The sequence below is a fragment of the Tropicimonas aquimaris genome (assembly GCF_042676185.1).
Classification (GTDB): Bacteria; Pseudomonadota; Alphaproteobacteria; order Rhodobacterales; family Rhodobacteraceae; genus Tropicimonas; species Tropicimonas aquimaris.
This window is the reverse complement of the sequence record NZ_JBHTJT010000030.1, coordinates 118,198-142,270: the sequence shown is the minus strand read 5'-3', so window position 1 is coordinate 142,270 and position 24,073 is coordinate 118,198. Positions and strand designations below refer to the sequence as shown.

At 68.1% G+C, this 24,073-nt stretch carries 21 protein-coding genes; 19 read left to right on the top strand and 2 right to left on the bottom strand.

The window, feature by feature from the left end; all coding sequences use genetic code 11:
• The first annotated feature begins 7 nt into the window (after nucleotides 1–7).
• The 7 genes from ftsL to murD all read left to right on the top strand — a co-directional run bounded on the left by ftsL (nucleotide 8) and on the right by murD (nucleotide 8,507).
• Complete coding sequence (gene ftsL, locus ACFQ2S_RS14255; RefSeq protein WP_386075423.1) at nucleotides 8–364, top strand: cell division protein FtsL; 357 nt, start codon at nucleotides 8–10, stop codon at nucleotides 362–364.
• Nucleotides 361–2,145, top strand: coding sequence for a peptidoglycan D,D-transpeptidase FtsI family protein (locus tag ACFQ2S_RS14250; protein ID WP_386075421.1), 1,785 nt, complete (start codon nucleotides 361–363; stop codon nucleotides 2,143–2,145). The genes ftsL and ACFQ2S_RS14250 overlap by 4 nt, the downstream gene beginning before the upstream one ends.
• Before the next feature lie 113 nt (nucleotides 2,146–2,258).
• Nucleotides 2,259–3,746: a UDP-N-acetylmuramoyl-L-alanyl-D-glutamate--2,6-diaminopimelate ligase gene (locus ACFQ2S_RS14245; RefSeq protein ID WP_386075420.1), complete on the top strand. Its 1,488-nt coding sequence runs from the start codon at nucleotides 2,259–2,261 to the stop codon at nucleotides 3,744–3,746.
• The gene (locus tag ACFQ2S_RS14240) at nucleotides 3,743–5,191 is read left to right on the top strand and encodes a UDP-N-acetylmuramoyl-tripeptide--D-alanyl-D-alanine ligase (RefSeq protein ID WP_386075418.1); all 1,449 of its coding nucleotides are present in this window, start codon (nucleotides 3,743–3,745) and stop codon (nucleotides 5,189–5,191) included. Before ACFQ2S_RS14245 ends, ACFQ2S_RS14240 begins: the two co-directional genes overlap by 4 nt.
• 12 nt (nucleotides 5,192–5,203) lie before the next feature.
• Nucleotides 5,204–6,286, top strand: coding sequence for a phospho-N-acetylmuramoyl-pentapeptide-transferase (mraY, locus tag ACFQ2S_RS14235; RefSeq protein WP_386075416.1), 1,083 nt, complete (start codon nucleotides 5,204–5,206; stop codon nucleotides 6,284–6,286).
• Nucleotides 6,287–6,301: 15 nt separating this feature from the next.
• Nucleotides 6,302–6,955 carry an SDR family NAD(P)-dependent oxidoreductase gene (locus tag ACFQ2S_RS14230; protein ID WP_386075414.1) on the top strand — a complete coding sequence of 218 codons (654 nt, stop codon included), beginning with the start codon at nucleotides 6,302–6,304 and terminating at the stop codon, nucleotides 6,953–6,955.
• 145 nt (nucleotides 6,956–7,100) lie between these two features.
• Entirely contained in the window at nucleotides 7,101–8,507 is a 1,407-nt protein-coding gene (gene murD / locus ACFQ2S_RS14225) for a UDP-N-acetylmuramoyl-L-alanine--D-glutamate ligase (RefSeq protein ID WP_386075412.1), read from the top strand.
• A gap of 21 nt (nucleotides 8,508–8,528) precedes the next feature.
• Here the strand turns inward: murD and ACFQ2S_RS14220 are convergent, their stop codons facing one another.
• Together ACFQ2S_RS14220 and ACFQ2S_RS14215 are read right to left on the bottom strand one after the other, a co-directional pair.
• Nucleotides 8,529–9,212, bottom strand: a complete 684-nt coding sequence (locus tag ACFQ2S_RS14220; protein ID WP_386075410.1) for a hypothetical protein — start codon at nucleotides 9,210–9,212, stop codon at nucleotides 8,529–8,531.
• A 157-nt stretch (nucleotides 9,213–9,369) separates the two neighbouring features.
• Nucleotides 9,370–10,572 (bottom strand): BaiN/RdsA family NAD(P)/FAD-dependent oxidoreductase, encoded by a 1,203-nt coding sequence (locus ACFQ2S_RS14215; protein WP_386075408.1) that lies wholly within the window; start codon nucleotides 10,570–10,572, stop codon nucleotides 9,370–9,372.
• Between the two features lie 157 nt (nucleotides 10,573–10,729).
• On the opposite strand from ACFQ2S_RS14215, the gene ACFQ2S_RS14210 reads away from it, so the two are divergent.
• The 12 genes from ACFQ2S_RS14210 (at nucleotide 10,730) to ACFQ2S_RS14155 (ending at nucleotide 24,030) form a co-directional block, all read left to right on the top strand.
• A complete protein-coding gene (locus tag ACFQ2S_RS14210) occupies nucleotides 10,730–11,896 on the top strand; it encodes a peptidoglycan glycosyltransferase FtsW (protein WP_386075407.1) in 1,167 nt (388 codons plus the stop codon).
• Nucleotides 11,896–13,017, top strand: coding sequence for a UDP-N-acetylglucosamine--N-acetylmuramyl-(pentapeptide) pyrophosphoryl-undecaprenol N-acetylglucosamine transferase (locus ACFQ2S_RS14205; RefSeq protein ID WP_386075406.1), 1,122 nt, complete (start codon nucleotides 11,896–11,898; stop codon nucleotides 13,015–13,017). The genes ACFQ2S_RS14210 and ACFQ2S_RS14205 overlap by 1 nt, the downstream gene beginning before the upstream one ends.
• A 17-nt stretch (nucleotides 13,018–13,034) precedes the next feature.
• Nucleotides 13,035–14,432, top strand: coding sequence for a UDP-N-acetylmuramate--L-alanine ligase (gene murC, locus ACFQ2S_RS14200; protein WP_386075404.1), 1,398 nt, complete (start codon nucleotides 13,035–13,037; stop codon nucleotides 14,430–14,432).
• A 47-nt stretch (nucleotides 14,433–14,479) separates the two neighbouring features.
• Nucleotides 14,480–14,758: a DUF2484 family protein gene (locus tag ACFQ2S_RS14195; protein ID WP_386075402.1), complete on the top strand. Its 279-nt coding sequence runs from the start codon at nucleotides 14,480–14,482 to the stop codon at nucleotides 14,756–14,758.
• The gene (locus ACFQ2S_RS14190) at nucleotides 14,755–15,048 is read left to right on the top strand and encodes a DUF2484 family protein (RefSeq protein WP_386075401.1); all 294 of its coding nucleotides are present in this window, start codon (nucleotides 14,755–14,757) and stop codon (nucleotides 15,046–15,048) included. Before ACFQ2S_RS14195 ends, ACFQ2S_RS14190 begins: the two co-directional genes overlap by 4 nt.
• Before the next feature lie 97 nt (nucleotides 15,049–15,145).
• Nucleotides 15,146–16,075: a UDP-N-acetylmuramate dehydrogenase gene (murB, locus tag ACFQ2S_RS14185; protein ID WP_386075399.1), complete on the top strand. Its 930-nt coding sequence runs from the start codon at nucleotides 15,146–15,148 to the stop codon at nucleotides 16,073–16,075.
• Between the two features lie 98 nt (nucleotides 16,076–16,173).
• Complete coding sequence (locus ACFQ2S_RS14180) at nucleotides 16,174–17,088, top strand: D-alanine--D-alanine ligase (protein WP_386075398.1); 915 nt, start codon at nucleotides 16,174–16,176, stop codon at nucleotides 17,086–17,088.
• The gene (locus ACFQ2S_RS14175) at nucleotides 17,076–17,966 is read left to right on the top strand and encodes a cell division protein FtsQ/DivIB (protein ID WP_386075396.1); all 891 of its coding nucleotides are present in this window, start codon (nucleotides 17,076–17,078) and stop codon (nucleotides 17,964–17,966) included. The genes ACFQ2S_RS14180 and ACFQ2S_RS14175 overlap by 13 nt, the downstream gene beginning before the upstream one ends.
• Nucleotides 17,963–19,297: a cell division protein FtsA gene (ftsA, locus tag ACFQ2S_RS14170; RefSeq protein ID WP_386075394.1), complete on the top strand. Its 1,335-nt coding sequence runs from the start codon at nucleotides 17,963–17,965 to the stop codon at nucleotides 19,295–19,297. The genes ACFQ2S_RS14175 and ftsA overlap by 4 nt, the downstream gene beginning before the upstream one ends.
• 945 nt (nucleotides 19,298–20,242) lie before the next feature.
• Nucleotides 20,243–21,883 carry a cell division protein FtsZ gene (gene ftsZ / locus ACFQ2S_RS14165; RefSeq protein ID WP_386075392.1) on the top strand — a complete coding sequence of 547 codons (1,641 nt, stop codon included), beginning with the start codon at nucleotides 20,243–20,245 and terminating at the stop codon, nucleotides 21,881–21,883.
• Between the two features lie 238 nt (nucleotides 21,884–22,121).
• Complete coding sequence (lpxC, locus tag ACFQ2S_RS14160; RefSeq protein WP_386075391.1) at nucleotides 22,122–23,042, top strand: UDP-3-O-acyl-N-acetylglucosamine deacetylase; 921 nt, start codon at nucleotides 22,122–22,124, stop codon at nucleotides 23,040–23,042.
• A gap of 130 nt (nucleotides 23,043–23,172) precedes the next feature.
• The gene (locus ACFQ2S_RS14155) at nucleotides 23,173–24,030 is read left to right on the top strand and encodes an outer membrane protein assembly factor BamD (RefSeq protein WP_386075389.1); all 858 of its coding nucleotides are present in this window, start codon (nucleotides 23,173–23,175) and stop codon (nucleotides 24,028–24,030) included.
• Nucleotides 24,031–24,073 lie beyond the last annotated feature (43 nt).

Genomic DNA, 24,073 nt, shown 5'->3' with positions numbered 1-24,073 from the left:
AGACGCCGTGAAGACGCTTTTCTACCTGACGTCGGCTCTTGTCGTGATGGGGCTCGCCTTCTGGGCCTACCAGGAGAACTACCGCACCCAGGCGGCGCTCAAGGACTCCGCGGCGCTCAAGCGCGAGATCGGCACCCTGCGCGAGACGCTGGCCGTGCTCGAGGCTGAATGGGCCTATCTCAACCGCCCCGGGCGGCTGGCCGAACTGGCCGAAATCAACTTCGACAGCCTTGGCCTGCTGCCGCTGCGTCCCGAGCAGTTCGGCTCGGTGGAGCAGGTGGCCTTCCCGCCGCCGCCGATGCTGCCCGTCACCATGCCGATCGAGGTTGCAGGTCACTTGAAGGTCGGAGGACAGTTCCCGTGATCCGCACGCCGCTGCGCCCACTCGCGCGGATCCTCTCCGCACGCGAGAAGGGCGAGAATCCCGATGCCATCGAACGCGAGAACCTGCGCCTGCGCCACGAGGCGATGCGCGACCGGATGCGCCACCGCGCCGAGGGCCGGCTCTTCGTGCTCGCGCTCTGCTTCGTCTGCGCCTATTCGGTGATTGGCGTGCGCATGGGGCTGCTGGCCGCCGGCGAACCCTCCGAGGTGCAGGTCGCCTCGACCGATTCCGAGATCGTGGCGCAGCGCGCCAACATCGTCGACCGCAACGGCCGCATCCTTGCTACCAACCTGTCGACCCACTCGCTCTATGCCCAGACCCGCGATCTCGTGGACCCGGAGCGCGCCGCGCACGAGCTGTCGCTGATCTTTCCCGATCTCGACGAGGCGGAGCTGCTGAAGGATTTCACGGGCTCTCGCAAGTTTCTGTGGATCAAGAAGAAACTCAGCCCGGAGCAGATGCAGCTGGTGCATGACATCGGCGAGCCCGGCCTGCTTTTCGGCCCGCGCGAAATGCGCCTCTACCCGAACGGACAGCTCGCCGCCCACATCCTCGGCGGCGCCAGTTTCGGTCGCGAGGGGGTGCATTCGGCCGAGGTGATCGGCACCGCTGGCGTCGAGAAGCAGTTCGACGCCTGGCTGCGCGATCCGGCCAACAAGGGCGCGCCGCTGCAGCTCTCCATCGACCTCACCGTGCAGGCGACCTCCCGCGAAATCCTCGAAGCCGGCATGAAGCTGATGAACGCCAAGGGCGCCAGCTCGGTGCTCATGGACGTGCACACCGGTGAGATCCTGTCGATGATCTCGCTGCCCGATTTTGACCCCAACGACCGGCCGTCGCCGCTGCTCAAGGGCGATCCCGGCGACAGCCCGCTGTTCAACCGCGCCGTGCAGGGCGTCTATGAACTGGGCTCGGTGTTCAAGATTTTCACCGCCGCGCAGGCTATGGACCTCGGGCTGGTCAATCCCGACACGATCATCGACGCCAACGCGCCGATGCGGTGGGGCAAGTTCAGCATCAAGGAATTTCGCAACAAGAACTACGGCAAGCTCTCGGTCACCGACGTGATCGTGAACTCCTCGAACGTCGGCACCGCCAAGATGGCGCTGGCGATTGGGGCGGAGCGGCAGCAGTCGTTTCTCGACAGGCTCGGCTTCCTCAAGGCGACCGACCTGGAGATGGTCGAGGCGCCCACCGGCAAGCCGTTGCTGCCGCCGCGCTGGACGGAGATCAGCACCATCACCGTGTCCTACGGCCACGGGATCTCCTCGAGCCCGGTGCACCTCGCGGCAGGATATGCCTCGTTGCTGAACGGCGGCACCAAGGTCACGCCGACGCTGTTGCGCCGCAGCGCGCCGCAGGTCGGCGAACGGGTGGTGAGCGAACGTGTCTCCAAGGAGGCGCGCAAGATGCTTCGCGCCGTCGTCAGCAGCGGCACCGCCAGCTTCGGTGACGTGCCTGGCTATGCCGTCGGCGGCAAGACCGGCACCGCCGACAAGCCCAAGCCCAACGGCGGTTACTACAGCGACAAGGTGATCGCCACATTCGCCAGCGTCTTTCCCGCACATGATCCGAAATACGTGCTGATCGTGACTCTCGACGAGCCGGTCGAAACCTCCGGGTCGACGCCGCGCCGGACAGCCGGCTGGACCTCGGTTCCCGTCGCCGCCGAGATCATCGAGCGCACCGCGCCGCTTCTGGGCCTGCGTCCCGCGCCGGAACCCGGGGCCGAGGTGGCGGTCGTCCGCACGTCGAATTGAGCTGTGGACCCCGCGGCCAAAAGGATCGTAAAGGGGCCGCATCGGATGCGGGAGCGGTCCGGGGCGCGCCGCCGCGGTAGCGCCCGGACCCTGACGAAATGGGGTGGGACGGCATGAGCGAGACAATGACGAAATCCCTGGCCGCGCTTGGCCTGACCGCGCAGGGCGGGGCCGAAGCGGTGGTGACCGGGCTTTCCGTCGACAGCCGCAAAGTGAAGCCCGGCCACCTGTTCGCCGCGCTTCCCGGTATCCGCGTCCATGGCGGCGAGTTCATTCAATACGCGCTGCGCATGGGCGCCGGGGCCATCCTGACCGATGCCGAAGGCGCGCGCATCGCCGCCGACGAACTCGCGGGCAGCCCCGCGGCGCTTGTCGTGGTCGAGGACCCGCGCGCCGCGCTGGCTTATGCCGCCGCGCTCTGGTTCGGCGCCCAGCCTGAGGTGGTCGTCGCCGTGACCGGCACCAACGGCAAGACCTCCGTGGCTAGCTTCACCCGGCAGATCTGGTCCGCGATGGGGCTTCCGGCAGTAAACATCGGCACCACTGGCGTCGAGGGCGCCTGGGAGGCGCCGCTCGGCCATACAACGCCTGAGCCGATCACCCTGCACGGGGTTCTTGCCGAGGCCGCAGCGCAGGGTGTGACCCATGCCTCGATGGAGGCCAGCTCCCACGGCCTGGCTCAGAAACGGCTCGACGGAGTGCGGCTCGCGGCGGCGGGTTTCACCAACCTCACGCAGGACCACCTCGACTACCACGCCGATTTCGACGACTACTTCGCCGCCAAGGCGGGCCTATTCACGCGCGTTCTGTCCGAGGACGGCGTGGCGGTGATCCAGATGGACAGCCTCAGGGGCCCCGAGATGGCCGAGGTCGCCGAAGACGCCGGGCTGGAGGTGATCCGCGTCGGTCGCGGCGAGAACAACCACCTGCGCATCCTCGGACTGCGGTTCGACAGCACCGGCCAGGACCTGCGGTTCTCCTGGAACGGCACGGTGCGCCAGGCGCGGCTGGAACTGATCGGCGGCTTCCAGTCGGAAAACGTGATGGTGGCCGCAGGCCTCGCCATCGGCTCCGGCAGCGACCCGGCAGAGGTCTTTGCCGCCCTGCCGAAGCTCAAGGGCGTGCGCGGCCGGATGCAGCTTGCTGCGACCCGCAGCAACGGCGCGTCGGTCTTCGTCGATTACGCGCACACGCCCGATGCGCTGGCGACCGCGCTCAAGGCGCTGCGCCCGCATGTCATGGGGCGACTGATCTGCGTCTTCGGCGCCGGCGGCGACCGGGACACCACCAAGCGGCCGCTGATGGGGCAGGCGGTGGCCGAGAACGCCGACGTCGCCTTCGTCACCGACGACAATCCCCGCAGCGAAGACCCGGCGGCGATCCGGGCCGCAGTGATGGAGGGCTGCCGGGAGGCAACCGAGGTCGGCGACAGGGCCGAGGCGATCCTGCGCGGTGTCGATGCACTGCAACCGGGCGATGCGCTGCTGATCGCCGGCAAGGGGCACGAACAGGGGCAGACCGTGGGCGACGTGGTCTATCCCTTCGATGACGTGGAACAGGCCAGCGTCGCCGTGGCCGCTCTCGACGGACACCTGACATGACCGCGCTCTGGACCTCCGACGCCGCCGCCCGCGCCACCGGCGGGAAGGTCACCGCCCCGTGGGAAGCGACCTCCGTCTCGATCGACACCCGCTCGCTCGAACCCGGCGCGCTCTTCGTGGCGCTCAAGGACGTACGCGACGGCCATGACTTCGTGGCCGACGCCCTGGCGCGTGGCGCTGCCGCGGCGCTGGTCAGCCGGGTGCCGGAGGGCGTGGCGCCCGACGCACCGCTGCTCGTGGTCGAGGACGTGCTTAAGGGGCTGGAGGCGCTCGCCGTCGCCGCGCGGGCGCGCACCGTTGCCAGGGTGATCGGTGTCACCGGTTCGGTCGGCAAGACCTCCACCAAGGAGATGCTGCGCGCCATTCTCGGCGGGCAGGGCAAGGTCCACGCGGCCGAGAAGAGCTACAACAACCACTGGGGCGTGCCGCTGACGCTGGCGCGGATGCCGGCCGATGCCGATTATGCGGTGATCGAGATCGGCATGAACCACCCTGGTGAGATCTCCCCGCTGGCGCGGCTCGCGGACCTCGACGCCGCGATCGTCACCATCGTCGCGCCGGCGCATCTCGAAGCCTTCGAGAGCGTCGAGGGCATCGCCCGCGAGAAGGCCACCATCATGGACGGGCTGCGCCCGGGCGGCGTGGCCGTGCTCAATGCCGATATCGAGACCGCGCCGATCCTGCAAGCGGCCGCCGAGGCGAAGCAGGCCCGGATCCTGCGGTTCGGCTCCTCCGGCATCGAGGCGCAACTGCTCGACGCCTTCCTGAAGGATGGCCAAACCGTCGCTCGGGCCCGGCTGGCCGGCCCCGACGGCGTCGCACACCCGCTGCTGTTCAAGATCGGATCGCCGGGACGCCACTTCGCCATGAACGGCCTCGCCGCGCTGGCGGTTGCCACGGCGCTCGGCGCCGACATGGCGCTGGCTGCCGGCGATCTCGGCCGCTGGCTGCCCTATGAGGGCCGGGGCGTACGCGAGACCATCGCGCTCGACATCGTGCAGGACCGTCTGACCTTCGACATGATCGACGATTCCTACAACGCCAACCCCGCCTCGGTGGGCGCCGCGCTCGACATGCTGGCGGCCAGCACGCCCGTCGACGGCGTCGGCCGCGTCAGCCACGGGCGGCGCATCGCGATCCTTGGCGACATGCTGGAACTCGGCCCGCGCGAGGCGGAGTTGCACGCGGCCCTGGCCGGTCATCCGGCAATGGAGACCATCGACGTCGTCCATTGCGTCGGCCCTCGCTCGCGCGCGCTCTGGGAAGCGCTGCCGCGGACTCGACGGGGCCGCTGGGCAAAGGACAGCACCGCCATGGCGGGCGAGGTCCACCACCTGATCGATGCCGGCGACATCGTGCTGGTAAAGGGATCGCTCGGCATCCGGCTCGCAAGGGTTGTTGACGCGATCCGAAAACTGGGACAAGCGCTCCCGGATGATATTTGAGGGGCAGGGGCAATGCTCTACTGGCTGACAGAGCTTTCCGACGGCGGTGATTTCTACAACCTGTTCCGGTACATCACCTTCCGGACGGGCGGCGCGTTCTTTACCGCGCTGATCTTCGGCTTCCTGTTCGGCCGTCCGCTGATCAATCTGCTCCGGCGCAAGCAAGGCAAGGGCCAGCCGATCCGCGCCGACGGGCCGGAGGGGCATTTCGTCAAGGCCGGCACGCCGACCATGGGCGGTGTGCTGATCCTCGGCGCGCTGATCGTGTCGACCCTTCTCTGGGCAAGGCTTGACCATATCTTCGTCTGGATCGTGCTCTTCGTGACCATCGGCTTCGGCGCAATCGGCTTCGCCGACGATTATGCCAAGGTTTCCAAGAACAACACCGCGGGCGTATCAGGCCGGATGCGGCTCGGGTTGGGCTTCCTGATCGCCGCGCTGGCGTCCGGCCTGGCGGCCTGGGCGCATCCGGCGGAACTGACCAACCAACTCGCCCTGCCGGTTTTCAAGGACGCGCTGATCAACCTCGGCTTCTTCTTCGTGCCCTTCGCGATGATCGTGATCGTGGGTGCGGCGAACGCGGTGAACCTGACCGACGGACTCGACGGGCTGGCGATCATGCCAGTGATGATCGCGGCCGGCACGCTCGGGCTGATCGCCTATTTCGTCGGCCGGGCTGACTATACCGAGTATCTCGGCCTGCACTACGTGCCCGGCACCGGCGAACTGCTGGTCTTCGTCGCGGGACTGATTGGCGGGGGACTGGGCTTCCTGTGGTACAACGCGCCGCCCGCGGCGGTCTTCATGGGCGACACCGGCTCGCTCGCGCTCGGCGGCGCTCTGGGCGCCATCGCGGTCTCGAGCAAGCACGAGATCGTGCTGGCCGTCGTCGGCGGACTCTTCGTGGTCGAGGCGCTCTCGGTTATCATCCAGGTGGCCTATTTCAAGCGCACCGGCAAACGGGTGTTCCTGATGGCGCCGATCCACCACCATTTCGAGAAACGCGGCTGGGCCGAGCCGCAGATCGTTATCCGTTTCTGGATCATCTCGCTGATCCTGGCCCTGATCGGCCTCGCGACGCTCAAGATCCGCTGAGGCGAAGGGAGGGCCATGTCGAAGGCCGCTCTGGTAACCGGCGGAAATCGTGGCATCGGGCGCGCCATCGCGGCCGGCCTCGTTGCACAGGGTGTCGACGTCACCCTCACCGCGCGCGACCCGGAGGCGGGCGCTGCGGCGGCGGCCGAGCTGGGCTGCGCCTTGACACAGGCCTACCTCGCCCGCCCCGACACGCTGGCGCAGTTCGAGGCGGCTGACTTCGACATCCTCGTCAACAACGCAGGCGTGCTGCCGAAGGGCGGCATGCTCGCCAATCCCGACGGGTTCTTCGAATGCATGGCGGTGATGGTCGACGGCCCGTTCCGCCTGATCCACGCGCTGGCCCCTGGCATGATGGCACGCGGCTACGGGCGCATCGTCAACCTCTCTTCCGGCTGGGTCGCCTTTGCCGAGGGGCTCGAAGGGCCGGGCGCCTACGGCACCGCCAAGGCCGCGCTCAACGCTCTGACGCTCGCGCTCTCCCGGGAGCTGCCCGACACGGTCAAGATCAACGCGGCCTGTCCGGGCTGGGACCGGACCCGCATGGGTGGCGCGGGCGCGCCCACCAGCATCGCGGACGGCGCCGACACGCCGCTCTGGTTCGCCACCCTGCCGCAGGACGGCCCCACCGGTGGCTTCTTCCGCCGCCGCAAGCCGATCCCCTGGTGAGACGCCCCGCGGCCAATCATCTTCTTGGCAGAAAATACCCTGCCGAAGGCACGCGCGCGCTTGCGCGCGCCACCGCCCAAAGGGCAAAGACGCAGACAGCGTCGGCGCCCGAGGGCGCCCGCCCGCTCACAGCAGGAGGCAAGGCATGATCCCCGTCAGAGGCGTCGAAGGACAGAAGATCCTCATTCTCGGTCTGGGCCGCTCCGGCCTCACGGCCGCCCGCGCCATCCAGGCCGGCGGCGGCCTGCCGCTCTGCTGGGACGACGGCGCGCCCGGCCGCGAGCGCGCCGAGGCCGAGGGATTCGTGCTGCACGACCCGACCGCGAAGGGGGCGTTCGACGATGTGGCGATGCTGGTCACGTCTCCCGGAATCCCGCATCTTTACCCCAGCCCCCATCGCGCCATCGCCGCCGCGCTCAAGGCCGGCGTCCCGGTCGACAACGATATAGGCCTGTTCTTCCGCTCCCTCGCGACTGATCGCTGGGACAGTTTCGACGTCCCGCCCAAGGTGGTCGCCGTCACCGGCTCCAACGGCAAGTCGACGACCTCGGCGCTGATCGCGCACCTCGTGGCCGAGAGCGGGCGCGAGGTGCAGCTGGCCGGAAACATCGGCCGCGGCGTGCTCGACATCGACCCTCCGGAGGATGGCGGCGTGGTGGTGCTGGAGCTCAGCTCCTACCAGACTGACCTTGCCCGCGCGCTGACCCCCGACATCGCCGTCTTCACCAACCTCTCGCCCGACCACCTCGACCGCCACGGCGGCTACGGCGGCTATTTCGCCGCCAAGCGCCGGCTCTTCGCCGAGGGCGGGCCGGACCGGGCGGTGATCGGCGTGGACGAGGACGAGGGGCTGTTTCTCGCCGGCCAACTCTCGCAGGGGGCTGCCGACGACCGGGTGATCCGGGTCTCGGCGGGCCAGAAGCTCGCCGGCCCGGGCTGGTCCGTATTTGCGCGCAAGGGATTCCTGGCCGAGTACCGCAAGGGCCGGCAGCTCGCCTCGATCGACCTGCGCGAGGTGCGTGGACTGCCGGGGGCGCACAACCACCAGAATGCCTGCGCCGCCTACGCGGTGGCCCGTTCGCTGGGGATTGCGCCGCGGGTGATCGAAAGCGCCCTGCACAGCTTCGCCGGGCTGCCGCACCGCAGCCAGCTGGTGGCCGAAGCCGGCGGCGTGCGCTTCGTCAACGATTCCAAGGCCACCAATATCGACAGCGCCGCCAAGGCGCTGCAGGCCTTCACCGGCATCCGCTGGATCTGCGGCGGGCTGGAGAAGGAAGGCGGGCTGGTGGGGCTGCATCCGCATCTCGGCGGCGTCGTGAAGGCCTATGTGATCGGCCGCGAGGCGGAGCATTTCGCGCTCGGGCTGGGCGAGGGTGTCGAGACCGAAATCTGCGGCACCATGGAACAGGCCGTCGCGCGCGCCCATGCCGATGCAAAGACGGGAGAGACCATTCTGCTCGCCCCCGCCGCGGCGAGCTTCGATCAATACGACAGTTTCGAACGTCGGGGCGAGGATTTCGTGGCCCGGGTCGAGGCGCTGCTCAAGAGCTGAAGCCGCGCGACGGGCGGGCGGTCACCCGGGCGCGCGTAGATCCTTCATCAGGCCGTTGCGCACGGCCTCTGCATGGATCACCCCAAGATGCGCCGGCATCCGTCGCAGGCCCAGCAGCTTTGCGATGATCAGGCGGTGTGTGCCGCCGCCGGCCTTCAGCGGCGTGCCGTCGCGCGCAATATGCACATAGACGCCGCCATGCTCGCGGCGCAGGTAGGAATCGAGCTCGGCGCGGGTCTTCATTCGTCCGCTGCGGCGGATGTCCTCGAAGAGCGCGTCCATGCGGGCGTAACGGGCCTTGATCTCCTCGACAGTCGAGAAGCCGTCCGCACTGCCTTTCCGGTGCACATCGCTCATAAGGTAGTCGATGATTCCGGTCTCTTCCCAACAGACGTTGTTTAGGAAATGGTCCTTCACGGCGCGTTCCTTCACGCCGTCGCCAACAAGCTTGACCGAGCGGTCCCAGTCTCCGTCGCGAACCAGCCCGGAGTGCCGGCGTCGGAACCGAGGCGCCTCGGACGTGCCATTGGCAATGTAGGCATGGGTCACCTGCTGCGGATCGATGTAGATGCATTCGTCCGATAGCGGCGCTTCCGCCCCAAGCACCAGCCGGTTCTTCATGTCACGAAGAGCCTTGAGCGGCACGTTGGCTTCGAGCGTGCGCGGCAGGTTCCGGATGGACAGGGTCGGGGGCAGGGCAAACATGGCGGGGCATCGGTCAGGCGGCGAGCGGGGGGCTCGGGGAACCGGCCGATAATCGGGGTGGGCACGGTCGAAATCAAGACGGACGTAACGATTTGGCGACGGGCGTGTGACAATTCGGCGAAATCCGGATGACGCTCCGCCTCCCCCGGTCGCCACTTCAGCCGGCCTGCGCCCGCCGCTCCGCGATGGCCTTGCCCGCGGCCCAGCCGGTGGACCAGGCCCACTGAAAGTTGTAGCCGCCGAGCCAGCCGGTGACATCCACGCATTCGCCTATAAAATAGAGGCCCGGAACGTCGCGGGCCTCCATGCTGCGGGAGGAGAGCGCATCGGTCGACACTCCGCCCAGCGTCACCTCGGCCGTGCGGTAGCCCTCGCTCCCCGCCGGCAGCAGCCGCCAGTCCCCGGCGCGGTCGGCGAGCGCCCGCAACCTGGTGTCGTTCTGGTCTGCGAGGTTGCCGGCAAGACCCGCGTCCTCGGCGATCACCTGGGCCAGCCGGGCCGGGATGTGCTCGGCCAGCGCCGTGGCGATCGCCTTGCGGCCGCTCTGCTGGCGCTGGCCGCGCAGCGCCCCGAACAGGTCCTGCCCGGGGCAGAGATCGACCGAGATCTCCTGACCCTCTCGCCAGTAGGAGGAGATCTGCAGGATCGACGGGCCGGAGAGCCCGCGGTGCGTCATCAGCAGCCCCTCGCGGAACGACGTACCACCGCAGGAAACCGAGGCTTCCAGCGACAGCCCGGCCAGCGGCTTCAGCCGGTCCAGCACCGGCCCGCTGAAGGTCAGCGGCACCAGCCCCGGCCGGGTCTCCGTCATCGGCAGGCCGAACTGGCCGGCGATCCGGTAGCCAAGCCCCGTCGCCCCCATCTTCGGGATCGACTTGCCCCCCGTCGCCACCACCAGCGCCCGCGCATGGACCCGCACGTCGCGCCCGTCCCGGCGCAGGGTCACGGCAAAGCCCGTGCCGTCCCGTGCGACATCGACGATCTCGGTGCCAAGCCAAAGCTGCGCCCCGGCGGCCTCGATCTCGGCCAGCAGCATGGCGATGATGTCCTTGGCCGACCGGTCGCAGAACAGCTGGCCCAGGGTCTTTTCATGCCAGGGAATGCCGTGGCGCCCGACCAGATCGAGGAAATCCCACTGGGTGTAGCGGCCAAGCGCGGATTTGCAGAAATGCGGGTTCGCGCCGAGAAAGGCCTCGGGCGCGGTGTGCATGTTGGTGAAGTTGCACCGCCCGCCGCCGGAGATCCGGATCTTCTCGCCCGGCGCACGGGCGTGGTCCACCACGAGCACGCCGGGGCCGGCATGGGCGGCGCACATGAGCCCGGCCGCGCCGGCGCCGAGGATGAGGGTATCGACCTGCATGACCGGCGGATGACCACGCCACCGCGCCAAGGTCAAGTCGCGGCCCACTCAGGCGTCGCCGGAATGTTTTTTTCTGGCCGGATCAGGGTTTTGGCGTTATGGTTATGGGCATCAGACCCGGACAACCGGGCGGTAGAGGCAGTTCGGCGGTATTCCAATGACGGAAATGGTTTATGGAACCGTTCCCGCACGCGGGGGCGATCCAGTCCTTCCCCGGTGGTGGCGGACGGTGGACAGGTGGTCGATGTCGGCCATCCTGATGCTCTTCGGCGTGGGCCTGTTGCTCGGACTCGCGGCCTCGCCGCCGCTGGCGGCCCGCAACGGCCTCGACTCCTTCCACTACGTGGAACGGCAGCTCTTCTTCGGCGGGCTGGCACTGATCACCATGATGATCGTCTCGATGATGTCGCCGTCGCTGGTGCGGCGGCTGGCGGTGATCGCCTTCGGTCTCTCTTTCATCTCGCTGATCCTGCTGCCCTTTTTCGGAACGGACTTCGGCAAGGGCGCGGTGCGCTGGTATTCCTTCGGTTTCGCCTCCGTGCAGCCCTCCGAGTTTCTCAAGCCGGTCTTCGTGGTGCTTACGGGCTGGCTGATGGCCGCCAGCCAGGAGGTCGGCGGCCCGCCGGGCAAGTCGGTCTCCTTCGCGCTGGTCTGCGCCATCGTCGGCCTGCTGGCGCTGCAGCCCGACTTCGGGCAGGCGGCGCTGACGCTTTTCGCCTGGGGTGTGATGTATTTCGTCGCCGGCGCGCCGATCTTCCTGCTGGTCACCATCGCTGGCGGCGTCGTCGGCTTTGGTGTGCTGGCCTATAATTCCTCCGAGCACTTCGCCCGCCGGATCGACGGCTTCCTGTCGCCGGAAGTCGACCCGCGCACCCAGCTCGGCTATGCCACCAACGCCATCCAGGAGGGCGGCTTCTTTGGTGTCGGCGTGGGCGAGGGGCAGGTGAAATGGTCGCTGCCCGACGCGCATACCGATTTCATCATCGCCGTCGCGGCCGAGGAATACGGGCTGATCCTCGTCCTGCTGATCCTCGCCCTCTACACCACCGTCGTCGTCCGCTCCCTGTTCCGCCTGATGAAGGAGCGCGACCCGTTCATCCGCCTCGCCGGCACCGGGCTCGCCTGCATGTTCGGCGTGCAGGCGATGATCAACATGGGTGTCGCGGTGCGGCTGCTGCCCGCCAAGGGCATGACGCTGCCCTTCGTGAGCTACGGCGGCTCCTCGCTGATCGCCGGGGGCATCGCGCTCGGAATGTTGCTCGCCTTCACGCGCCATCGGCCGCAAGGCGAGATCGCCGACATTTTCCAGCGCCGGGGCCGGTAATGAGCGACCGTCCCCTCGCCATTATCGCTGCCGGGGGGACCGGCGGGCACATGTTTCCGGCACAGGCCCTGGCCGAGGCGCTGCTGGCGCGGGGCTGGCGGGTGCGGCTGTCGACCGACGCGCGCGGCGCGCGCTACGCCGGCGGCTTTCCCGACGCGGTTGAGATCGTCCAGGTCGCCTCGGCGACCTTTGCCCGTGGCGGGGCGCTGGCCAAAGCTCTGGTGCCGTTCCGCATTCTCGGCGGGGTGATCGGCGCCGCCGTGCGGATGCTGTTCGACCGGCCGGCCATCGTGGTGGGCTTTGGCGGCTACCCGACGATCCCGGCGATGTCGGCGGCCTGGCTGCTGCGCAAGCCGCGGATGATCCACGAACAGAACGGCGTGCTCGGCCGGGTCAACGAGGTCTTCTGCAAACGCGTCGACGCCGTCGCCTGCGGCACCTGGCCCACGAACCTGCCCGAGGGCGTCGAGGGGGTGCATACCGGCAACCCGGTGCGGGGCGCGGTCATGGAGCGTGCCGGGGCCGGCTACATCCCGCCCGGCGACTACCCGATGTCGATCCTGGTGATCGGCGGCAGCCAGGGCGCGCGGATCCTGTCCGACATCGTGCCCCCCGCGATCGCCGCCCTGCCGCTCGACATGCTGGCGCATGTCCGCGTCGCCCACCAGGCGCGCGGCGAGGACGAGGAGCGCGTCACCGCCTTCTACGAGGAACACGCCATCGCCGCCGAGGTGCAGCCCTTCTTCGACGACGTGCCGCGCCGCATGAGCGAGGCGCAGCTTGTGATCTCGCGCTCCGGGGCCTCCTCGGTGGCCGATATCTCGGTGATCGGGCGGCCGTCGATCCTGGTGCCCTACGCCGCTGCGGCCGGTGACCACCAGAGCGCCAATGCCCGCGGCCTCGCCGAAGCCGAGGCCGCCATCGTGATCCCGGAATCGATGCTTGAAGTCGAAACGCTTTCCGAGCAGATACACGCGATCCTTTCGCACCCGGACGGCGCCCAGCGGATGGCGCGCAACGCGCTCGCCCAGGGCCGGCTGGATGCCACCGAACGACTTGTCGAGATTGTCGAAGAACTGTCCGGCACAACAGCAATGATTGAGGGGCAAGAGCAGAGATGATGGACGGAAGCACGATTATGAACGCGGTCACCAAACTGCCCACCGACGTGGGCCCCATCCATTTCGTCGGCATCGGCGGCATCGGCATGTCGGGCATCGCCGAGGTTCTGCTGACCCACGGCTACACCGTCCAGGGCTCCGACATGAAGGCCTCCAAGATTACCGACCGGCTGGAGCGGCTGGGCGCGCGGATCTTCGTCGGCCAGAAAGAAGAGAACCTCGAGGGCGCCGAGGTCGTTGTGATTTCCTCCGCCATCAAGCCGGGCAACCCCGAGCTCGACGGCGCCCGCCTGCGCGGCCTGCCGGTTGTGCGCCGCGCCGAGATGCTGGCCGAGCTGATGCGGCTCAAGTCCAACGTCGCCATCGCCGGCACCCACGGCAAGACGACGACCACCACCATGGTCGCCACGCTGCTCGACGCCGGCGGCATCGACCCCACCGTTATCAACGGCGGCATCATCCACGCCTACGGCTCCAACGCGCGGGCCGGGCAGGGCGAGTGGATGGTGGTCGAGGCCGACGAGAGCGACGGCACCTTCAACCGCCTGCCGGCGACCATCGCCATCATCACCAACATCGACCCCGAGCACATGGAGCACTGGGGCACGATCGAGGCGCTGCGCGCGGGCTTCAAGACCTTCGTCGAGAACATCCCCTTCTACGGCGTCGCCGTCTGCTGCACCGACCACCCTGAGGTGCAGGCGCTGGTCGGCAAGATTTCCGACCGCAAGATCATCACCTACGGCTTCAACGCCCAGGCCGACGTGCGCGCGGTGAACCTGACCTACAAGGCCGGTGTCGCCCATTTCGACGTCGAGCTGAAGACCGACGGCACCGTGATCGAGGGCTGCACCCTGCCGATGCCAGGCGATCACAACGTCTCCAACGCGCTCTCGGCCATCGCCGTCGCCCGCCACCTCGGCATGAAGCGCGAGGAGATCCGCGAGGCGCTGGCCAATTTCGGCGGCGTCAACCGGCGCTTCACCAAGGTTGGTGAAGTGAACGGCGTGACCATCATCGACGATTACGGCCACCACCCGGTGGAGATCGCGGCCGTGCTCAAGGCCGCCCGCCAGGCCACCGAGGGCCGGGTGATCGCCGTGCACCAGCCGCACCGCTACTCGCGCCTGCACAACCTGTTCGACGACTTCTGCGCTTGCTTCAACGAGGCCGACGTGGTCGCCATTGCCGAGGTCTTTGCCGCCGGCGAGGCCCCGATCGAGGGCGCCGACCGGGATTCTCTGGTCGCCGGCCTGATCCGCCACGGCCATCGCCACGCCCGCGCCCTGCACGACGAGGACGACCTCGAGCGGCTGGTCCGCGAGCAGACTCAGCCGGGCGACATGGTGGTCTGCCTCGGCGCCGGCACGATCTCGGCCTGGGCCAACAACCTGCCGGAGCGTCTGGCGAAGTGACATAGTAGCCCCGGCCCCGCGCCGGGGCGCAGACAAGGAGAGGCGCGATGAACGCCCTCGTATTGGGATCCGTCTGGGTGGTGGCCGCGACACTGGTCGCGCTGCTGCCGATGCGGTTCCAGTTCCTGCCGGGCTTTGCCCTGCTCCTCACCGCCCCGCTCCTGATCTGGCGCATCGGCGTCGAGTTTGGCTGGCTCCCGGCGCTGCTGGGGCTGGCGGCCTTCGTGTCGATGTTCCGCAAGCCGCTGCGCTACCTCGCGCTCCGCGCCGTGGGCCGGACGCGGGACGAGGCCATGGGCCGCACCAGCGGGGAGGGGGTGCCATGAACCTCTCGCTCGTTCTCGCCTGTCTCTGGGCGCTCACCGCGACCCTGATCGCGATGATCCCCTCGAAGCGCAACCACTGGCCCCAGGCCTATGCGCTCATCGCCATCGGCATTCCCCTGCTGGGCTATGTCACCTACCAGAACGGGCCCTTCACCGGCCTGGTCGTCTTCGTCGCCGGCGCCTCGATCCTGCGCTGGCCGCTGATCTGCCTCGGCCGCTGGATGCGGCGGCAGACGTCGACTCCGCAGCCCGAGGTCGTCGACGGGCCGGAGCAGGGCCCGGACCGCTGACGCGGCGGCGCGCCCCGGGCGGCCCTTTTCGGGGAGTGCCCCCGCGCCGCAAAGCTCCGTCTTGCCACGCGCCCGCCGCCCGTTTACCCAGCCTCCCATGACATCCGAGCTCCCCTCCGTGCGTGGCACCCTCACGCCTGACCGTCCCCTGTCCGACCTCACCTGGCTGCGCGTCGGCGGGCCGGCGGACTGGCTGTTCCAGCCCGCGGACCGCGACGATCTCTGCGCCTTCATGGAAGGGCTGGACCCGGCGATCCCGGTCTTCCCGGTCGGGGTCGGCTCCAACCTGATCGTGCGCGACGGCGGCATCCGCGGCGTGGTATTCCGGCTCGGCCGGGGCTTCAACGCCATCGAGTGCGGCGAGGGCACGGTCACCGCCGGCGCCGCCGCGCTCGACGCCCACGTGGCGCGCAAGGCCGCCGAGGCCGGTCTCGACCTGACCTTCCTGCGCACCATCCCCGGCGCCATCGGCGGGGCGGTGCGGATGAACGCCGGCTGCTACGGCTCCTATGTCGCCGACCACCTGGTCGAGGCCGAGGCGGTGACGCGCATGGGCACCGTGGTCACGCTGACGCCCGAGATGCTGAAATTCGGCTACCGTCAGAGCTCCCTGCCGCGCGGCTGGGTGCTGACCCGCGCCACCTTCCGCGCCGAGCCCGGCGACCCCGCGGCGCTGGCCGAACGGATGGAGGCGCAACTCGCCACCCGCGACGCGACCCAGCCGACGAGGGACCGCTCCGCCGGCTCCACCTTCCGCAATCCGGCCGGGTTCAGCTCCACCGGAAAGGCCGACGACACGCACGATCTGAAGGCCTGGAAGGTGATCGACGACGCCGGCATGCGGGGCGCCCGGCTGGGCGGCGCGCAGATGTCGGAGAAGCACTCCAACTTCCTGATCAACACCGGCGACGCCAGCGCCGCTGACCTCGAAGGTCTGGGCGAGCAAGTGCGGAAAAAGGTTTACCAAAACAGCGGAATACAGCTAGAGTGGGAAATCATGAGGGTCGGTGAACCGACCCCGGAATGAAGCCCGCCGGACAACGGCGGCATTTCAGGCAGTGAAGCCGCGCAACCAGCGGAATTCACAATAAAATATCGGGCAAGGTCCCGAAGAACGAGGCGGGCATGTCGAGCAGGGCATCCCCAAAGGTGGCGGTCCTCCTGGGAGGGCCATCGGCAGAGCGCGAGGTCTCGCTCTCGTCCGGGCGCGAATGCGCCGCCGCGCTGCGGGGCGAAGGATTTGAAGTCATCGAACTGGACGCCGGTCCGGATCTTGCGGCGCGCCTCGCGGAGGTTGCGCCCGACGTCGTGTTCAACGCGCTGCATGGCCGTTGGGGCGAGGATGGCTGCGTCCAGGGCATGCTCGAATGGCTGCGCATTCCCTACACCCATTCCGGCGTTCTGGCCTCGGCGCTCGCCATGGACAAGGAGCGGACCAAGGCCGCCTACCGCGCCGCCGGCCTGCCGGTGGCCGAGAGCCGTCTGGCCAGCGCCGCCGAGGTCCGCGCCCGCCACGTCATGGAGCCGCCATACGTCGTGAAGCCCTACAACGAGGGCTCCTCGGTCGGTGTCTACCTGGTGCACGAGGCCTCCAACGGCCCGCCGCAGCTCGCCGCGGAGATGCCGGATGTGGTGATGGTCGAAGCCTTCGCGCCGGGCCGCGAGCTGACCACCACCGTCATGGGCGACCGCGCGTTGACCGTCACCGACATCCTGACCGACGGCTGGTACGATTATGAAGCCAAGTACAAGCCCGGCGGCTCGCGGCATGTGGTGCCCGCCGAGATCCCGTCGGAGATCTTCGACGCCTGCCTCGACTACGCCTTGCGCGCCCACCAGGCGCTCGGATGCCGCGGCATCTCGCGCACCGATTTCCGCTGGGACGAGAGCCGCGGGCTGGACGGGCTGATCCTTCTGGAGACCAACACCCAGCCCGGCATGACGCCGACCTCGCTCAGCCCCGAGCAGGGGACGGTGTCGGGCATTCCCTTCGGCGCCCTCTGCCGCTGGATCGTGGAGGACGCATCGTGCAATCGCTGACCCGTCCGGCCGAGACGCCCCGGCACGACCCCGCGCCGTCGCGCTGGTCCTATCGGATGAACCGTCTCTGGCTGACGCCGGCCTATCGCCGGGTCCTGCGCATCGGCGCGCCGGTCCTGCTGATCGGCGCCGGCGTCGGCTGGTATCTCTCCGACGAGAGCCGCGTGAACGCGATCACCGAAAGCTGGCAGGAAACCCTGCGCGCCATCGAGGAACGCCCGGAGTTCATGGTCAAGGTGATGTCGGTCGAAGGCGCCTCCGAGGAACTGGCCGAAGCGGTGCGCGAGGAACTTGCCCTGCGCCTGCCGATCTCCTCCTTCGACCTCGATCTCGACGCGATGCGCCAGCGGCTCGTGGCCTTCAACGCGGTGGCCGATGCCCGGCTGCGCGTGCGTCCCGGTGGCGTGCTGGCCGTCGAGATCGACGAACGCAAGCCCGCAGTGCTCTGGCGCCATTCCCAGGGGCTCGGCCTGCTGGATGCCGAGGGCGAGATGGTCGCCGGCGCCTCGTCGCGGGGCGACTGGCCGGACCTGCCGCTGGTAGCGGGCGAGGGGGCCGAGCTGGTCATCCCCGAGGCGCTGTCGCTGATCGCCGCAGCCGCGCCGATCAAGGACAGGATGCGCGGGCTGGTGCGCATCGGCGAACGCCGCTGGGACGTGGTGCTCGACCGCGACCAGCGGATCATGCTGCCGGAAAAGAACCCGGTGACCGCACTCGACCGCCTGCTGGCACTCGATGAGGGGCGCAAGATGCTGGAGCGGGACATCGCCGTTGTCGATTTCCGCAACCCGCGCCGCCCGACGGTCAGAATGAACAGAAACGCAGTCATAGAGCTGCGGCAAACAAGGGACCTGGAACCCGGAGGCTACGTGCAATGACAGATCTGTATCAGTCTCAACGCGCCATGCGGCGGATGCGCAAGCAGGCGATGGATCGCGGGGTGATCGCGATCCTGGACGTGGGATCGTCCAAGATCGCCTGCCTCGTGCTCCGCTTCGACGGCGCCGACAAGTTCCGCGGCACCGAGGGCGTGGGCTCGCTGGCCGGCCAGTCGAGTTTCCGCGTGATCGGCGCGGCGACCACCCGCTCGCGCGGCGTGGCCTTCGGCGAGATCGACGCCATGCAGGAGACCGAACGCGCCATCCGCACCGCGGTGCAGGGAGCGCAGAAAATGGCTGGCGTGCGCGTCGATCACGTGATCGCCTGTTTCGCCGGCGCCCGCCCGCGCAGCTACGGGATCGACGGCCGGATCGATTTGGCCGACAGCATCGTCTCCGAGGATGACGTCGCCCGCGCCCTGGCCTCCTGCCACGTCCCGGATTTCGGCAGCGACCGCGAGGTGCTGCACGCCCAGCCGGTGAACTTCGCCATCGACCACCGCACCGGTCTCAGCGATCCGCGCGGCCAGATGGGCAATGCGCTGGCCGTCGACATGCACCTGCTGACCGTCGATGCCGGCGCGGTGCAGAATCTGCTCTACTGCATCAAGCGTTGCGACCTGGAACTGGCCGGACTTGCCTCCTCGGCCTATGTCTCGGGCATCTCGGCGCTGGTCGAGGACGAGCAGGAACTCGGCTCCGCCTGCATCGACCTCGGCGGCGGCTCCACGGGCCTCTCGATCTTCATCAAGAAACACATGATCTATGCCGATACCGTGCGGATCGGCGGTGATCACATCAGTCAGGACATCTCGAAGGGCCTCAAGGTGCCGCTCAACACCGCCGAGCGGATCAAGACCTTCTACGGCGGCGTCATGGCCACCGGCATGGACGACCGCGAGATGATCGAGATCGGCGGCGACACCGGTGATTGGGAGCACGACCGCCGCACCGTCAGCCGCGCCGAGCTGATCGGCATCATGCGTCCGCGGGTCGAGGAGATCCTCGAGGAGGTGCGCGTGCGCCTCGACGCCTCGGGTTTCGAACACCTTCCGGCCCGCCAGATCGTGCTCACCGGCGGCGCCAGCCAGATTCCCGGGCTCGACCTGCTCGCGGGCAAGATCCTCGGCCAGCAGGTCCGTCTCGGGCGGCCGCTCCGGGTGCAGGGACTGCCGCAGGCCGCGACCGGCCCGGCCTTTTCCTCGGCCGTCGGGCTCTGCCTCTTCGCCGCCCATCCGCAGGACGAATGGTGGGATTTCGACATCCCCGCCGACCGCTACCCGGCCCGCTCGCTCAAGCGCGCCGTGAAATGGTTCCGCGACAACTGGTAGGCCCGCGCCGCCGCCGCAATTCGGCAACAGCCCCGCCCATTCGGCGGGGCTTTTTCATGCCCGCCGCCGCCAACCCGCTGGCCTATTAAAACGACACCGGCGGCGAGGTGCTCGCCTTTGGCCGGCTCAGCCCGGCCTATGTCAGCTTCGACAACGGCGACGAGACCAGCGGCAACCTGACCGACAACTCGCATTCCAATATCCGCGTGGTCCTGTTCATCGACCAGGCGCTCCAGGACGGCAGCGAGCTCCGATTCAACTTCGAAACCGCGCTCGGGGCGCCCGGCTCCAGCCAGTTCAGCCAGGATTTCGAGCCGGTCTGGGAGTGGGATAAAGCAAATCTCCGGCAAGTGGGGCATCCAGGTCGTGCAGTAGGTCGAGGACATGAACCTGCAGGTCTACGTGGCCTACGACAGCTACAGCTTCTCCGACGACAGCGCCGTCTCCTACCAGGACGCGAACGCCTCCATGGCCGGGGTGTTCTGCGAGTTCTGACCCCGCGGGCGGCCCCACGGCCGCAGCGCACGTCCGCCTCGCAGGAAGTCGCGCGCAAGATGCGGATTTGGCTGGCATTTCCCAGGGCAGTGTGCGAGTTTCATCTGGAACGCCGGATACACGGCGCGGGCAGGCCGAGCAGCCGCCTCACAATTTACGAATACACGTCACGGATCCGTGGCGTCTGTCGCGCGAGAGACACCGTATGTCGTCGCGTGCTTGTGTCGTGCTGGGTGTTGAGCACTAAATGAGGTCAACTTGGGCATATAACGGGTTAACGTGAAAATACTTTCCCAGATTTTGTGGCATTTTTGCACTTTTTAGGTGACGCGCTGTCACTGCCTGAGTATGTTTGGTCAAGGTTTGCGGGACGCCGGGGTGATTTGCCTCGGTTCAAGACAGGCAGAAACCGCCCGGCTTACGGGGCGGCACAAGATAGGCGGAGAAAAAATGGCATTGAACCTGACCATGCCCGAGCAGGAAGAGCTCAAACCGCGCATCACCGTTTTCGGTGTGGGCGGGGCCGGTGGCAACGCGGTCAACAACATGATCGAGAAGAACCTGGAGGGCGTGGATTTCGTCACGGCCAACACCGATGCCCAGGCGCTTCAGCAGAGCAACGCACCGGCCCGCGTCCAGATGGGCGTCAAGGTCACCGAAGGGCTCGGCGCGGGCGCCCGCCCGGCGGTCGGCGCGGCCGCGGCCGAGGAGACGATCGAGGAGATCGTCGACCACCTCGCCGGCGCGCACATGTGCTTCATCACCGCCGGCATGGGCGGCGGCACCGGCACCGGCGCTGCCCCGATCATCGCGCAGGCCGCGCGTGAACTCGGCGTTCTGACCGTCGGCGTCGTGACCAAGCCCTTCCAGTTCGAGGGTGCCAAGCGGATGCGCCAGGCCGAGGAGGGCGTCGAGGCGCTCCAGAAGGTCGTCGACACGCTGATCATCATCCCGAACCAGAATCTGTTCCGGCTCGCCAACGAGAAGACCACCTTCACCGAGGCCTTCTCGCTCGCCGATGACGTGCTCTACCAAGGCGTCAAGGGCGTAACGGACCTTATGGTCCGTCCGGGCCTGATCAACCTCGACTTCGCCGACGTCCGCTCGGTTATGGACGAGATGGGCAAGGCGATGATGGGTACCGGCGAGGCCGAGGGCGAGGATCGCGCGATCCAGGCCGCCGAGGCCGCGATCGCCAACCCGCTGCTCGACGAGATCTCGCTGCGCGGCGCCAAGGGCGTGCTCATCAACATCACCGGCGGCTACGACCTCACGCTGTTCGAACTCGACGAAGCCGCCAACCGGATCCGCGAGGAAGTGGACCCGGACGCCAACATCATTGTCGGCTCGACGCTGGACATGCAGATGGAAGGCCGCATGCGTGTCTCCGTCGTCGCCACCGGCATCGATGCCTCCGAGGTGGTGCAGGACATCCCGCGCCCGAGCCGCAAGCTGCGCGAGCCGGTTATGCCGGAAGAGGCAGTCGCGCCCGCTCCGGCGCCGCAGCCGGCCCTCGGACAGCGCCCGCTCGCCGCGCAAACGCCGCGCCATGTCGAAGAGCCCTCGCTTTTCGCCGCGCCGTCGCGTGACGAGGATGCGCTGATCGATGACGTGGACGATGGCGACCTGCCGCCGCCGGCCTACCAACCCGCCGCAACGGCCGATCCGCTGCCGCTGGTGGACGCCGCCGACGAGGACATGGCCGAGGAATACGTGGCGCCCCAGCCGCGCCGCCCCGGCACCCCGAGCCCCGAAGCGCTGCAACGCCTGCAGGCCGCCGTGCGCAACTCCGCGCCCGCCGCTGCCGAAACCGCCGCGCATCGCCAGGCGGCCGCCCGCCAGGCCGCGCCGCAGCCGGCCGCTGCCGCCACCGAGAAGCGCAGCTTCGGCATCGGCAGCCTGATCCACCGCATGTCCGCCGGCAACGGCGAGCCGGCCGAGCGCCCGGCGCCGCAGCCGTCCCGCCAGCAGCCGCCGCAACTGCGCCAGCAGACCGCGCGGCCGAGCCAGAGCTACGAGGACGAGGCCGAGCTCGACCCCGAACAGGAGCGGATCGAGATCCCCGCCTTCCTGCGCCGGCAGGCAAACTGACAAAGAAAACCAACAATAATATTTCCCTCGTTAACCTCCTGGGGGCCGGCTTGTCCGGCCCCTTTTTCTTTGTTTCATTGAGGTTTGCAGCGCGTTCTTTCACGGTGGGCGGAGTCTTGCCTACCGTTCACGTCAACATGTTTCACACGGTTACAATCTTTGAATTGAGCTGACAGCGGCGGGTTCGTATCTCCACTGTGCCGGACAGTCTCCGTCCGGTCACGAACAAGAGGCTACGGTGCAAACCACCCTGAAAACCCCGGTGACGCTTACAGGCGAAGGACTTCACTCAGGACGTCCGGCGCGCATCACGCTTGCGCCCGCTCCGGCCGACAGTGGAATCGTCTTCCGGCGGACCGACGCGGTCGAGGGCGACCCGCGTGTGCCCGCGCGGTGGGATGCGACCGTGCATGCGCCACTCTGCACCCTCCTTGTCAACAACGACGGCGTCAGCGTCTCCACCGTGGAGCACGTCATGGCGGCGCTCGCCGGGCTTGGCGTCCACAATGCGCTGATCGACGTGAGCGGCCCCGAAGTGCCGATCCTCGATGGCAGCGCGGCGCCCTTCGTCAAGGCGATCCTGCGCACGGGCATCGCGCCGTTGGATGCGCCCTTGATGGCGCTGCGGATCCTCAAGCCGGTCGAAGTGCGCGACGGCGCGGCGGTGGCCCGGCTGGAGCCGTCCACCGAACTTCGGATCGATTTCGAGATAGATTTCGAAGATGCCGCGATCGGCCACCAGGTCCGCTCGCTGGACATGGCCAACGGCGCCTTCGTCCGCGAACTCTGCGACAGCCGCACCTTCTGCCGCCGCTCCGACGTGGAATACATGCACGCCCACGGGCTCGCCCTCGGCGGCACCATGGAGAATGCGGTGGTGGTCGATGGTGACGCGGTGCTCAGCCCCGGTGGCCTGCGGCACGAGGACGAACCTGTGCGGCACAAGATGCTCGACGCGCTCGGTGACCTTGCGCTTGCCGGTGGCCCGATCCTCGGCCGCTACACCGGCGTGCGCTCCGGCCACACGCTGACCAACAAGCTGCTCCGGGCGCTTTTCACCACTCCGGGGGCCGCGGAATGGGTCGAATGCGACGCCGAGGCGCTGCGCCGGCTGCCCGGCGTGGGCGTCAGCCTCGCCGATCTCGCCGCCGTCGCCTGAACACAGTGTGAACCCAAGTATCGGAAATCCGGTGCAGACCCGTTTTGCACCGGATTTTTCTGTGCTAGACGATGGCAAATCGCAGTCCCTCCAAGGGGCGCGGGCAGGAAATAGGCAAGGGTCTCAAGGCATGGCTGTGCGTGGCGTGACATTCCGGCTGGTGGGTGCTCTGGCGGCTCTCGCCGTGCTCGGCGCCTGCGGCGACCGCAACAGCGCCAGTTCGAACACGAGTCGCGGCGTGCCGCTGGAGACCTTCACCGCCGAACAGATCTACAAGCGCGCCGAATACGACCTGAACAATGGCGATCCCGACGACGCCGCCGAGCTCTTCGGCGAGGTGGAGCGGCTCTATCCCTATTCGGAATGGGCCAAGCGGGCGCTGATCATGCAGGCCTATTCCTACCACACTGACCGCGACTACGAGAATTCGCGCGGCGCGGCGCAGCGGTATATCGATTTCTACCCCGCCGACGAGGATGCTGCCTATGCCCAGTATCTTCTGGCGCTGAGCTATTACGACCAGATCGAGGAGGTCGGCCGCGACCAGGGCCTGACCTTCCAGGCGCTTCAGGCGCTACGGGATGTGATCGAGATCTATCCCGAGAGCGAATATGCGCGCTCGGCCATTCTCAAGTTCGACCTCGCCTTCGACCACCTGGCGGCGAAGGAAATGGAGATCGGCAGGTACTACCTGAAGGGGCAGCATTACGCCGCCGCCATCAACCGTTTCCGCGTCGTGGTGGAGGATTTCCAGACCACTTCGCACACCGCCGAGGCGCTGCACCGGCTGGTGGAGGCCTATCTTTCGCTGGGGCTGGTCGACGAGGCGCAGACCGCCGGCGCGATCCTGGCCTACAACTTCCGTTCGACCGTCTGGTACCAGGACACCTATCAGCTCCTGGTGCAGAACGGGCTGACCGCGCAGGCCAAGGGCGACAACTGGCTCAACCAGGTCTATCGCCAGATGGTGCGCGGCGACTGGCTGTAAGCGGGGGACGCGCCATGCGGCGCGTGCCTGCGGCGCGGGTATT

Bases quoted from the DNA above. Each gene is read 5' to 3' on its own strand.
- ACFQ2S_RS14240 (WP_386075418.1), top strand. From the start codon at position 3,743: ATGACCGCGCTCTGGACCTCCGACGCCGCCGCCCGCGCCACCGGCGGG.
- murC (WP_386075404.1), top strand. From the start codon at position 13,035: ATGAACGCGGTCACCAAACTGCCCACCGACGTGGGCCCCATCCATTTC.
- ACFQ2S_RS14230 (WP_386075414.1), top strand. From the start codon at position 6,302: ATGTCGAAGGCCGCTCTGGTAACCGGCGGAAATCGTGGCATCGGGCGC.
- ACFQ2S_RS14215 (WP_386075408.1), bottom strand. From the start codon at position 10,572: ATGCAGGTCGATACCCTCATCCTCGGCGCCGGCGCGGCCGGGCTCATG.
- mraY (WP_386075416.1), top strand. From the start codon at position 5,204: ATGCTCTACTGGCTGACAGAGCTTTCCGACGGCGGTGATTTCTACAAC.
- ftsZ (WP_386075392.1), top strand. From the start codon at position 20,243: ATGGCATTGAACCTGACCATGCCCGAGCAGGAAGAGCTCAAACCGCGC.
- ACFQ2S_RS14180 (WP_386075398.1), top strand. From the start codon at position 16,174: ATGTCGAGCAGGGCATCCCCAAAGGTGGCGGTCCTCCTGGGAGGGCCA.
- ACFQ2S_RS14155 (WP_386075389.1), top strand. From the start codon at position 23,173: ATGGCTGTGCGTGGCGTGACATTCCGGCTGGTGGGTGCTCTGGCGGCT.
- ACFQ2S_RS14210 (WP_386075407.1), top strand. From the start codon at position 10,730: ATGACGGAAATGGTTTATGGAACCGTTCCCGCACGCGGGGGCGATCCA.
- ACFQ2S_RS14245 (WP_386075420.1), top strand. From the start codon at position 2,259: ATGAGCGAGACAATGACGAAATCCCTGGCCGCGCTTGGCCTGACCGCG.
- ACFQ2S_RS14220 (WP_386075410.1), bottom strand. From the start codon at position 9,212: ATGTTTGCCCTGCCCCCGACCCTGTCCATCCGGAACCTGCCGCGCACG.
- murD (WP_386075412.1), top strand. From the start codon at position 7,101: ATGATCCCCGTCAGAGGCGTCGAAGGACAGAAGATCCTCATTCTCGGT.
- ACFQ2S_RS14190 (WP_386075401.1), top strand. From the start codon at position 14,755: ATGAACCTCTCGCTCGTTCTCGCCTGTCTCTGGGCGCTCACCGCGACC.
- ACFQ2S_RS14195 (WP_386075402.1), top strand. From the start codon at position 14,480: ATGAACGCCCTCGTATTGGGATCCGTCTGGGTGGTGGCCGCGACACTG.
- ftsA (WP_386075394.1), top strand. From the start codon at position 17,963: ATGACAGATCTGTATCAGTCTCAACGCGCCATGCGGCGGATGCGCAAG.
- murB (WP_386075399.1), top strand. From the start codon at position 15,146: ATGACATCCGAGCTCCCCTCCGTGCGTGGCACCCTCACGCCTGACCGT.
- ACFQ2S_RS14205 (WP_386075406.1), top strand. From the start codon at position 11,896: ATGAGCGACCGTCCCCTCGCCATTATCGCTGCCGGGGGGACCGGCGGG.